We start from the raw sequence: 10,540 nt of genomic DNA on the forward strand, positions 1-10,540 counted from the left end.
CGCCATAAGGAGAAGACACGCCGTGGCCATGCAGTTCTACGCCTCGCCTGAGCAGATCATGCGGGACCGCTCGGAGTACGCCCGCAAGGGCATCGCGCGCGGTCGCAGCGTGGTCGTGCTGACGTACGCCGGTGGTGTGCTGTTCGTGGCGGAGAACCTCTCCACCACACTGCACAAGGTGAGCGAGATCTACGACAAGATCGGGTTCGCGGCAGTGGGCCGCTACAACGAGTTCGAGAACCTCCGCAACGCCGGCGTGCGCATGGCCGACCTGCGGGGCTACTCCTACGACCGCCGGGACGTCACCGGGCGGGCGCTGGCCAGCGCGTACGCGCAGACCCTGGGTTCGATCTTCAGCGAGCAGGGCAAGCCGTACGAGGTGGAGATCTGCGTCGCCGAGGTGGGGTCCGCGCCGGAGCACGACGAGCTGTACCGGCTGACCTATGACGGCTCGGTGCAGGACGAGCCGGGCTTCATGGCGATGGGCGGGCAGGCCGAGGCGATCGGCAACATCCTGCGCGCCGAGCACAGCGTGTCGCACACCCTGGGTGAGGCGCTGAAGCTGGCGGTCAAGGCGCTGAGCAGCGTCGGCGGCGAGGGTGGCGCGGCGCGTACGCTCGCTCCCGAGCAGCTTGAGGTCGCGGTTCTGGAGCGGGCCCGGCCGGGCCGCAAGTTCCGGCGCGTGATCGGGGCGGCGCTGACCGCGCTGGTGGCCCCGGCGAAGGCCGACCCGCCGAAGGCGGAGGAACCCCAGGCGGAGCCTGCCAAGCCCGGTGTCTCCAAGCCTGCCGCCACGACCAAGCCTGACGTGCCCAAGCCGGAGACGCCTTCTGCGCAGTAGCGGCGCACTGCCGGAGTCTCCACGCGTCAAGATCGCTGCTTCGGGTCGTGATCTGCGGTTCGACCGCAGAATCTGACCCGAGGCAGCGATCTTCGCGTTCAGGCGTTGGTCGTGGGGTCGCAGCGCGGCGGGTGTCGGGTGGCCCTGCGGGCGCCGGGGCGGGTCAGCCGGTGGCGAGGGTGGGGTGGTGCCGGGGGGTCAGAGGGTGCCACCAGGGACGGTTGTCGCGGTACCAGGCGACGGTGGCGGCCAGGCCGTCGGCGAGCGGGACCGTCGGGTGGTAGCCGAGCTCGTCGGCGATCTTCGTGCTGTCCAGGGCGTAGCGGCGGTCGTGGCCGGGGCGGTCGGCCACGTGGCGCACCAGGTCCGGGCCGCGGCCCGTCAGCTCCAAGAGCAGGGTGGTGAGCTCGCTGTTGGCGAGTTCGTCGGGCCCGCCGATGTGGTAGACCTCGCCCGCGCGCCCGCGGTGCAGCACCAGGTCGATACCCGCGCAGTGGTCGGTGACGTGCAGCCACTCGCGGCGGTGCGAGCCGTCGCCGTAGAGCGGCACGGGCAGGCCGTCGAGCAGGTTCGTGGTGAACAGCGGGATGATCTTCTCGGGGTACTGGTAGGGGCCGTAGGTGTTGCTCGAACGGGTGACCACGACGTCCAGGCCGTGCGTGGTGTGCGCGGCGAGCGCGAGCAGGTCCGCGCCCGCCTTCGACGCGGCGTACGGGGAGCGGGGCGCCAGGGGCTGGTGCTCGGCCCAGTGGCCGGTGTCGGCAGAGCCGTAGACCTCGTCGGTGGACACATGCACGAAGCGCGGGGTGCGGTGGCGGGCGGCGGCGTCGAGCAGGATCTGGGTGCCGAGCATGTTGGTGCGTACGAAGTCGGCGGCGGCGGTGATCGAGCGGTCGACGTGTGACTCGGCGGCGAAGTGCACGACCGCGTCCTGCCCGGCCATCAGGTCGTCGACCAGCAGCGGGTCGCAGATGTCGCCTTCGACGAAGGTGAGCCGGGGGTCCGGGGCGAGGTTGTCGCGGTTGCCGGCGTACGTGAGCCGGTCGAGCACCGTGATGTGCGGGCCGGGGCCGGGCGTGGCGAGCCGGGTGCGCACGTAGTGCGAGCCGATGAAGCCCGCGCCGCCCGTGATCAGAAGTTTCATGGCAACGGAAGTTTAAGTCACGTTCCGTGGCGACCCGTGCGCGACCTGCGGTTGCGGCGACGGGTGGGAATCCATCGCGAGGACACCGGTCGCGTCGCGACCGTACGACCGTGACCTTGGGCGTTTCGGCGGCTAGTGTCTGTGTATGGACCGACGAATCTTCGGACTCGAGACCGAGTACGGCGTCACCTGCACCTATCGGGGACAGCGCAGGCTGTCGCCGGACGAGGTGGCGCGCTACCTCTTCCGTCGGGTCGTCTCATGGGGACGGTCCAGTAATGTCTTCCTGCGCAACGGCGCACGCCTCTACCTCGACGTCGGTTCCCACCCCGAGTACGCGACCCCCGAGTGTGACTCGGTGGTCGACCTGGTGGCGCACGACCGGGCGGGTGAGCGGATCCTGGAGGGTCTGCTCGTCGACGCCGAGAAGCGGCTGCACGATGAGGGTATCGCGGGGGAGATCTACCTCTTCAAGAACAACACCGACTCGGCGGGCAACTCGTACGGCTGCCACGAGAACTATCTGGTGTCCCGGCACGGGGAGTTCGGCCGGCTGGCCGACGTCCTGATCCCGTTCCTGGTGACCAGGCAGCTGATCTGCGGCGCGGGCAAGGTGCTGCAGACGCCCCGCGGGGCGGTCTACTGCCTGTCGCAGCGGGCCGAGCACATCTGGGAGGGCGTCTCCTCGGCGACCACCCGGTCCCGCCCGATCATCAACACCCGCGACGAGCCGCACGCCGACGCCGAGCGCTACCGGCGCCTGCACGTGATCGTCGGCGACTCGAACATGAACGAGGTCACCACGCTGCTGAAGGTCGGCAGCGCGGACCTGGTCCTCCGGATGATCGAGACCGGGGTGGCCATGCCCGACCTGGCGCTGGAGAACCCGATCCGGGCCATCCGGGAGGTGTCGCACGACATCACCGGGCGGCGCAAGGTGCGGCTGGCCAGCGGCAAGGAGGCCAGCGCGCTGGAGATCCAGCGGATCTACCACGAGAAGGCGACCGAGTTCGTGGCCCGCCGCAACGGCGACCCTGCAGCGCAGCGGATCATCGACCTGTGGGGCCGGGTGCTGACCGCGGTCGAGTCGGGCAACCTGGGCGACGTGGGCCGGGAGATCGACTGGGTGACCAAGCTGCGGGTGATCGAGGCGTACCAGCGCAAGCATGATCTGCCGCTGTCGAGCCCGCGGGTGGCGCAGATGGACCTGGCGTATCACGACCTGCGCCGTGGCAGGGGGCTGTACCCGCTACTGGAGAAGCGCGGCAAGGTCGACAGGGTGGTGACCGACCTGCGTACGTTCGAGGCGAAGGAGACGCCGCCGCAGACGACGCGGGCGCGGCTGCGGGGCGAGTTCATCCGGCACGCCCAGGAGAAGCGCCGTGACTTCACGGTCGACTGGGTGCACCTGAAGCTGAACGACCAGGCCCAGCGCACCGTCCTGTGCAAGGACCCGTTCCGGGCCCACGACGAGCGCGTGGAACGCCTCATCGCCAGCATGTGACCCGATCCGAAGGAAGGGCACCTTCTTATCGCTCCGCGATATAGAAGGTGCCCTTCCTCACGTGTAGGGCCGCCGAGACGTGGGCCGCCGAGACGTGTAGGGCCGCCGAGCGGCCGGGCGGGTCGCCCACGTCTTGCGCGGTTTCGGCGGGGCCTGCGCGGGTCTTGTCGGACTTGTGCGGACTTGTGCGGCGCTGCGCTGGTCGTGCGTGGCCGCGCGCGGCCCGTGCGCTGCGCTACACGGGCTTGATCGCTGTTTCCGGTCGGAATGTCGGGTAAGACCACAGGTTCTGACCGGAAACGGCGATCATGCCCCGTGGCGTGGCGTGGCGTGGCGTGGCGTGGCGTGGCGTGGCGTGGCGTGGCGTGGCGTGGCGTGGCGTGGCGTGGCGGGTCCCGGGCAGGGCGGGCTGGGCCGGGCGGGGCGGGCCGGGGGCGGGCGGTGGTCGGGGTGGGGTGGGGGTGGCTAAGCTCGCGGGACTATGAGCGAGCACTACGAACCGCGGGCCGAACAGGTCGAGCGCACCGGCGAGGAAGTGCGGTCCAACTGGGTCCAGCGCCGCCGGGACAAGATCTATAACGAGATCTCCGCCAACCGGCGTGGTGAGTACACCGTGCCGACCTGGGTGCTGGCCGTGCTGCTCGGGGTGTTCGTCGCGGGCTGGATCGCGCTCGTCGTCCTGAAGTAGGTCCCTGCTCGCGAGGCGGACCACCGCGCACGGCCCGGCTCCGGCCCTTCGCCAGGATGGGAAGGTGCCCTTCCGCTACGCAAGGCGATGGGAAGGTGCCCTTCCTTCGGCGAGCGCGGCGGCGTGGCGGCCGGCGGCGGCGCAGGTGAGGAAGTAGGCGTGGTCGTTGTCGAGGTCGCGGCCCATGGTCGAGAGTTTGACGGGGGTGGCGCGCAGCGCCTCGTCGAGGCCGGTGGTGGAGACGGTCACGATGCGGTGGCGGGCCGCGAGGGGGGCCAGGGCGCGGGCGACGTCGGCGGCGAGCGGTTCGGATAGTTCTGCCGGGACCACCAGGTCGGCGGGGGCCAGGGCGACCCGGCCGAAGGCGGTCAGGCTGTGGTGCGACACGCCGCGGTGCCGGGGGCGCGGGTCGGCGTCGGAGATGCGCAGCGCGCCGACGGGCCGCCCGCCGAGCGTGGCCGTGGCGTTGACGGCCTCCCCGGCGGCCACTCCGGAGAAACCCCAGGTCGTACCCGTGCCGAGGTTGCCGGGGCCCTGGCTGAGGATGGTGATGTCGGCGCGCAGCACGTGCCGGGCGGCGAGCAGGCCGGTGTGCACGTTGACGGCCTCCAGGTCGCCGCCCCAGGCCTGTCCGGTCGACACGGTTCCGGCGAGCCGGTCACGCAGCGCGTCGAGGGTGCGGGAGAAGCCCGCGGCGAGCGCGCCGCCGTCGGTGAGCAGGTACGCCACTCGCGCGTGCGGGGCGTCGGCGTGGATGCCGGCCAGGATCGCGGGCAGGGCGGAGTGCAGGTCGGCGACGACGACGGGCATGCCGTCGAGGTCCTGCGCGGCGGCGAGCACGTCGCGGTGCGGTGAGGCCTCCTCGTCGGCGGCCAGCCGGATCGTCTGCAGCGGGCTGTAGCGCGCTTTCACGATGTGTCCGGGCACGGGGGTGTCCTCGGGCAGTCGTCCCGGCAGCGCGACGACCATGGCGTAGCCGCCGGTGCCCAGGCCGAGCGCGAGCGCGTTGGTGTTCAGCAGCACCTGGTCGCCGACCTCGGGCTGCCCGACCAGGTCGGGGTAGGCCAGCGCGCGTACCGTCGCGGGATCGTCGGGGGTGCGGGCGACCAGCGCGACCGTGATTTCCTGCGCGCCGTGCCAACCGCGGCCGAGCCGCTCCACCGTGCCTGTCCGCCACCGAATCACGCCCCGACCCTATCGGCCCACCCGCCCCCGCTCGGCCGGACGCCCCGCGTCCCGCACCCGTCCGCCGTCCGTGCCGTCGGCCGCGCCCCGCACCCGCCCGCCGTCCGTGCCGTCCGTGCCGTCCGCAGCGCCCCGCACCCGTCGTCGTCCGTGCCGTCCGCAGCGCCCCGCACCCGTCGTCGTCCGTGCCGTCCGCCGCGCCCCGCACCCGTCGTCGTCCGTGCCGTCCGGCACGCCACGCGGCTTGATCGCCGTTTCCGGTCAGAACCTGTGGTCTGACGCGGCATTGCGACACGAAACGGCGATCATGGCGGCGCGCCCGGGCGGGGCGGGCGGCCGGTCAGTACGGAGCGTGGTGGGGTGGGGGACAGGGTGTGAGCTGGTGTCGGACTGGGGGTGCGCGGGTGGGGGAACCGGCGCTTACCGGTTACCGCTCGGAGCGCTCGCGCTGCTAGCGTGGCGGTCGTGTCGCGCAGTCGAACCGAACGCCTGGTCAACCTTGTGATCTGTCTGCTGTCCACGCGGCGCTTCCTGACCGCCGCGCAGATCGCCGCCACCGTGCCCGGATACGAGCACAACGCCGATGACGCCCGGGAGCACGAGGCGTTCCAGCGCAAGTTCGAGCGGGACAAGGCCGAGCTGCGCGCGCTCGGGGTGCCGCTGGAGACGGGCACCGCGAGCGTGTTCGACACCGAGCCCGGTTACCGCATCGCCCGGCGGGACTACGCGCTGCCGGCGATCCCGCTGGGGCCCGACGAGGCCGCCGCGGTCGGTGTCGCGGCCCGGCTGTGGCGTCACGCGGGGCTGGCCGCCGCCGCGACCTCGGGCCTGGCCAAGCTGCGCGCCGGTGGCGTGGACGTGGACCCGCACGCGACCCTGGGCGTGGAGCCGGTGCTCGCCGTCGACGCGGCGTTCGAGCCGCTCACCGGTGCCGCGCGGGCCCGCCGCGAGGTGACCTTCCCGTACCGGGTGCCCGAGGACGACGCGCCGACCACCCGGCACCTGCAGCCGTGGGGCGTGGTCTGCTGGCGCGGCCGCTGGTACGTGGTCGGCCATGACACGGTCCGGGACGCGCCGCGCTGCTTCCGGCTGTCGCGCATCGTCGGGCCGGTGCGCCAGATCGGCGAGGAGCGGGCCTTCGAGCCGCCGGCCGACCTGGACCTGATCAGTTACGTGGCCCGGTGGTCCGGCCCGGTGGAGCGGAACCGCACGACGCGGGTGCTGGTGCGGCCGGGCCGCGCGGCGGGTGTGCGCCGCTGGGCGGTCGACTGCACCACGACGCCCGAGGGCGACGTGCTGGAGCTGCGGTACGCCGACGCGGACAGCTTCGCCGCCTGGCTGGTCGGCTACGGCGCGGACGTGACGGTGCTGGAGCCGGCCGAGGTGCGCGACGCGACCGTCGCCCGGCTGCGCGAGATCGCCGGGGTCGGCGCGTCCGCCGAGCTGGCGGAGGTGGCGTGATGGCGCGGGGTCTCGTGCCGGGAGCGCCGACAGGCATGAGCGTGTGGGCCGGGTGCGGCGCCGACACCGACGAACGCCGCGGGGGGCAGTCATGAGCAGCGCGAACACGTCCGCCGATCGGCTGGCCCGGTTGCTGAACCTGGTGCCGTACCTGCTGGCGCGGCCGGGTATCGAGCTGGTCGAGGCCGCCGGTGACCTGGGCGTGTCCGAGCGGCAGCTGCGCGAGGACCTGGAACTGCTGTGGGTGTGCGGGCTGCCGGGTTACGGGCCGGGCGACCTGATCGACATGTCGTTCGACGGCGACCGGGTCACCATCACCTATGACGCGGGCATCGACCGGCCGTTGCGGCTCACCCCCGACGAGGCCACGGCCCTGGTGGTGGCGCTGCGCATGCTGGCCGAGACGCCGGGCGTGGCCGACCGCGACGCGATCCACCGCGCGCTGACGAAGATCGAGCAGGCCGCTGGGGAGATCGACGCTCCGGTGGCGGTACGCCTGCCGGGCAACGACGACCGGCTGGCCGACCTGCGGGCGGCGCTGGAGCGCGGCAACGCGCTGCGGCTGAGCTACTACTCGGCGGCGCGGGACGTGTCCAGCGAGCGGGTGGTGGACCCGATGCGGCTGCTGTCGGTGTCGGGACGCTCGTACCTGGAGGCGTGGTGCCGGTCGGCGGGCGCGGTGCGCATGTTCCGGGTGGACCGCATCGACGCGCTGACCGAGCTCGACGAGCCGGCGACGCCGCCGGCCGAGGCGCAGTCCGGTGACGTCGCCGAGGGCGTGTTCCAGCCCGACCCGGACTCCCCGACGGTCACGTTGCGGGTCGGCCGGGGTGGGCGCTGGATCACCGAGTACTACCCGTGCGAGTCGGTGGTCGAGGTGACGCCGGAGGAGTGGCTGGTCTCGCTGCGCGTCAACGATCTGGACTGGGCCCGCAGGCTGGTGCTCGGGCTCGGGCCGCAGGTCGTCGTGGTGGCGCCGGCAGAACTGGCCGAGGCGGTGCGCGACAGCGCGCTGGAAGCGCTCGCGGCGTACGCGTAGGTAAAGGCGGCACGGCGGTCGGTGCCGCGCGGCGCAGGGGTTAGGCTGCTCGCGTGGTGGTGTGGATCGTGTTGGCAGTGGTGGTGCTGAGCCTGGTGTTCCTGGGGCTGGTGCTGCGCGTGCTGCTGTGGCGCCTGGCGGGGCTCAAGGAGGCCGGCGCCGAGCTGCAGGTGGTGGCGGCGCGGGCGCAGGAGCTGGCCAAGCTCGCCGAGGGGTTGCAGGCGCACGGCGACTCGCTGCGGATTCGCGCCGAGCTGGCCCAGGAGCGCATCAATCTGATCAAGGAGAGCAAGGACTCCCTCAAGATCAAGCGCGGTTGATCTCGGTCCATCGGGCGGCCGGAAGCTGGTCACACCCGTTGCTGCAGGAATCTGCAGCACCTACCGCATCGCGTTGACGCTGCTCGCGGTGATGGTCGACACTTCACCTGCGGGAGCACCCCGCCGGGCCGCGTACCATTGGTCCGGAACGCGTTGGTTCAACCCCCTCATCTTTCTGACTGGAGCAATCATGGGCGCCCTTAAGCCGTGGCACCTCATCCTCGTGGTCGTGGTGCTGGTGATCCTGTTCGGCTCGAAGAAGCTGCCGGACGCGGCCCGTTCGCTCGGTCGCTCGATGCGCATCTTCAAGGCCGAGACCAAGGCGCTGTCCGAGGACGGCAAGGACGCGACCGCCGAGAAGGCCGACGCCCAGGTGACCGGCCAGCAGCCGCTCGACGGCCAGCCGTCCGCCAAGCCGGTCGTGGATCCGGTCCAGCGCCAGCAGTCCTGAACCCCACCCCCGGGCTGAAGACGTGAAGAACCCCCTGGCACGTCGCGAGCCGTCCCAGCGCGAACGCGCTGCGGACGGCTCGATGACTCTCATCGAGCACATCCGGGAGCTGCGCAGCCGGCTGTTCAAAGCCTCGCTGGGCATCATCGCGGGTCTGGCCGTCGGCCTGTACTTCGCCGAGCCGATCCAGGACTTCATCAACGCGCCCTACTGCAACTTCAAGGGCGACGCGATCTGCCAGTTCAACTCGACGTCACCGGTCGATCCGTTCCTGCTGCAGCTGAAGATCGGCTTGTACGCGGGTCTGATCATCGCGTCGCCGATCTGGCTCTACCAGCTGTGGGCGTTCGTCGCCCCCGGCCTGCACAAGCACGAGAAGCGCTACAGCTACCTGTTCACGGCCATCGCCGTGCCGCTGTTCGCGATGGGCGCGTTCCTGGCCTTCTTCGTCGTGACGAAGAGCCTGGTGTTCTTCCTGCAGATCTCCGGCGACTACGAGATCAACGTCGACCTGACCGGGTACTTCGACTTCGTCACCGGGGTCATGCTGCTCTTCGGTTTCGGGTTCGAGTTCCCGCTGATCCTGCTGATGCTCAACGTCGCCGGGGTGCTCACCGGCAGGCGCATGCTCGGCTGGTGGCGGATCGCCATCTTCCTGATGTTCCTGTTCGCCGCCGTCGTGACGCCGACGCCGGACCCGTTCGGCATGAGCGCGCTCGCGCTGGCCATGGCGGTGCTGTACTTCATCGTCGTCGGCATCTCGATGCTGAACGACAAGCGCCGCAACCGGGGTAAGTCGATCTACGAGGGCCTCGACGACGACGAGACGTCTTCACTCGACGCCTATGACACCGATAGCATCACGCCCGGCGAGCGCATCGAAGCGGTAGCGCCGGTCGCCTCCGCGGAGCCGATCGAGCGTCGCTACGACGACATGACCTGATCGCGGCGGCTCGTCCCGCGGCTTGGAGAGCGGGCATGAGCGCAGAGATCGTGGTGCTGAGGAACCCCGGTGCCGGCAGAGGCCGGCACCGGGGTTCTCTGCCTGGGGTGCTCGAACGCCTCGGCGCGGCGGGCCGCCCGGTGCGGGTGCTGGACGCGGCGAGCGCCGCCGAGGCCGAGCAGGCCTGCCGTGACGCCGTCGCCGCCGGTGCGGGCGCGCTGGTCGCGATGGGCGGCGACGGGACCGTGCACGTGGCCCAGCAGGCCGTCGCCGGCACGGCGGTGCCGCTGGGCGTCATCCCGGCGGGCACCGGCAACGACTTCGCCACCAGCACCGGGCTGCCCGCCGACCTGTACGCGGCCGCCGACGCCATAGCCGCCGCGCTGCGCGAGGGCCGCACCCGCGCCCTGGACCTGGCCCGCATCACCTGCCTCGACGGGACCGTGCGCTGGTACGGGGCGGTGCTCGCGGCGGGCTTCGACGCGATCGTCAACGAGCGCGGCAACCGCATGCGCTGGCCGCGCGGCCCGCTCCGCTACGACGTCGCCGTACTGCTGGAACTGGCCCGGCTGCGCCCCCGCCGCTACACGGTGACCGTCGACGGCCAGACCAGTGTGCTCGACGCGGTCCTGCTGGCCGTCGGCAACACCGCGGCGTACGGCGGCGGCATGCGCATCTGCCCCGACGCCGACGCCACCGACGGCCTGCTCGACATGGTCTGGGCCGAGCCGGTCTCGCGGGCCACCCTGATCCGCATCAAGCCCCGCGTCTACCAGGGCACCCACATCACCCACCCGAAGGTGCGCTCGCTGCGCGCCCGCGAGATCACCATCGCCGCCGAGGGCATCGTCTGCTACGCCGACGGCGAGCGCATCTCCGCCCTGCCCGTCACGATCACCGCCGTTCCGCAGGCCGTCCACCTTCTCGGCTGAGGCGAAGGAAGGGCTCCTTCTACAACGCATAG

General features: G+C 71.7%; 11 protein-coding genes. 9 read left to right on the forward strand and 2 right to left on the reverse strand.

The window, feature by feature from the left end; all coding sequences use genetic code 11:
* The first annotated feature begins 22 nt into the window (after nt 1-22).
* Nucleotides 23-841: a proteasome subunit alpha gene (prcA, locus tag HAV40_RS31975; RefSeq protein ID WP_166387917.1), complete on the forward strand. Its 819-nt coding sequence runs from the start codon at nt 23-25 to the stop codon at nt 839-841.
* 163 nt (nt 842-1,004) lie between these two features.
* On the opposite strand, the gene rfbB is transcribed toward prcA, so the two are convergent.
* Nucleotides 1,005-1,985, reverse strand: a complete 981-nt coding sequence (gene rfbB, locus HAV40_RS31980) for a dTDP-glucose 4,6-dehydratase (RefSeq protein WP_166387919.1) — start codon at nt 1,983-1,985, stop codon at nt 1,005-1,007.
* Between the two features lie 145 nt (nt 1,986-2,130).
* On the opposite strand from rfbB, the gene pafA reads away from it, so the two are divergent.
* Entirely contained in the window at nt 2,131-3,489 is a 1,359-nt protein-coding gene (gene pafA / locus HAV40_RS31985) for a Pup--protein ligase (RefSeq protein WP_155375633.1), read from the forward strand.
* A gap of 481 nt (nt 3,490-3,970) precedes the next feature.
* Complete coding sequence (locus HAV40_RS31990) at nt 3,971-4,177, forward strand: hypothetical protein (protein WP_166387921.1); 207 nt, start codon at nt 3,971-3,973, stop codon at nt 4,175-4,177.
* A gap of 75 nt (nt 4,178-4,252) precedes the next feature.
* On the opposite strand, the gene HAV40_RS31995 is transcribed toward HAV40_RS31990, so the two are convergent.
* Entirely contained in the window at nt 4,253-5,362 is a 1,110-nt protein-coding gene (locus HAV40_RS31995) for a DUF3866 family protein (protein WP_166387923.1), read from the reverse strand.
* A gap of 465 nt (nt 5,363-5,827) precedes the next feature.
* Here HAV40_RS31995 and HAV40_RS32000 point away from each other — a divergent pair, with 465 nt between their 5' ends.
* The 6 genes from HAV40_RS32000 (at nt 5,828) to HAV40_RS32025 (ending at nt 10,508) form a co-directional block, all read left to right on the forward strand.
* A complete protein-coding gene (locus HAV40_RS32000; RefSeq protein WP_166387925.1) occupies nt 5,828-6,823 on the forward strand; it encodes a helix-turn-helix transcriptional regulator in 996 nt (331 codons plus the stop codon).
* Nucleotides 6,824-6,914: 91 nt separating this feature from the next.
* Nucleotides 6,915-7,862, forward strand: a complete 948-nt coding sequence (locus HAV40_RS32005; RefSeq protein WP_166387927.1) for a helix-turn-helix transcriptional regulator — start codon at nt 6,915-6,917, stop codon at nt 7,860-7,862.
* Between the two features lie 53 nt (nt 7,863-7,915).
* Complete coding sequence (locus tag HAV40_RS32010; RefSeq protein WP_166387929.1) at nt 7,916-8,182, forward strand: hypothetical protein; 267 nt, start codon at nt 7,916-7,918, stop codon at nt 8,180-8,182.
* A 190-nt stretch (nt 8,183-8,372) separates the two neighbouring features.
* On the forward strand, nt 8,373-8,633 hold the full coding sequence (tatA, locus tag HAV40_RS32015; RefSeq protein WP_166387931.1) for a Sec-independent protein translocase subunit TatA: 261 nt from the start codon (nt 8,373-8,375) through the stop codon (nt 8,631-8,633).
* A gap of 82 nt (nt 8,634-8,715) precedes the next feature.
* Nucleotides 8,716-9,576, forward strand: coding sequence for a twin-arginine translocase subunit TatC (tatC, locus tag HAV40_RS32020; protein ID WP_409365015.1), 861 nt, complete (start codon nt 8,716-8,718; stop codon nt 9,574-9,576).
* A 35-nt stretch (nt 9,577-9,611) separates the two neighbouring features.
* Nucleotides 9,612-10,508 (forward strand): YegS/Rv2252/BmrU family lipid kinase, encoded by an 897-nt coding sequence (locus tag HAV40_RS32025; protein ID WP_166387935.1) that lies wholly within the window; start codon nt 9,612-9,614, stop codon nt 10,506-10,508.
* Nucleotides 10,509-10,540: the final 32 nt, after the last annotated feature.

This window comes from Catellatospora methionotrophica, assembly GCF_011297335.1.
Taxonomy (GTDB): Bacteria; Actinomycetota; Actinomycetes; order Mycobacteriales; family Micromonosporaceae; genus Catellatospora; species Catellatospora methionotrophica.

Coding starts and splice junctions, on each gene's coding strand:
- rfbB (WP_166387919.1), bottom strand. CDS start 1,985: ATGAAACTTCTGATCACGGGCGGCGCGGGCTTCATCGGCTCGCACTAC.
- pafA (WP_155375633.1), top strand. CDS start 2,131: ATGGACCGACGAATCTTCGGACTCGAGACCGAGTACGGCGTCACCTGC.
- HAV40_RS31990 (WP_166387921.1), top strand. CDS start 3,971: ATGAGCGAGCACTACGAACCGCGGGCCGAACAGGTCGAGCGCACCGGC.
- HAV40_RS32005 (WP_166387927.1), top strand. CDS start 6,915: ATGAGCAGCGCGAACACGTCCGCCGATCGGCTGGCCCGGTTGCTGAAC.
- tatA (WP_166387931.1), top strand. CDS start 8,373: ATGGGCGCCCTTAAGCCGTGGCACCTCATCCTCGTGGTCGTGGTGCTG.
- tatC (WP_409365015.1), top strand. CDS start 8,716: ATGACTCTCATCGAGCACATCCGGGAGCTGCGCAGCCGGCTGTTCAAA.
- HAV40_RS32025 (WP_166387935.1), top strand. CDS start 9,612: ATGAGCGCAGAGATCGTGGTGCTGAGGAACCCCGGTGCCGGCAGAGGC.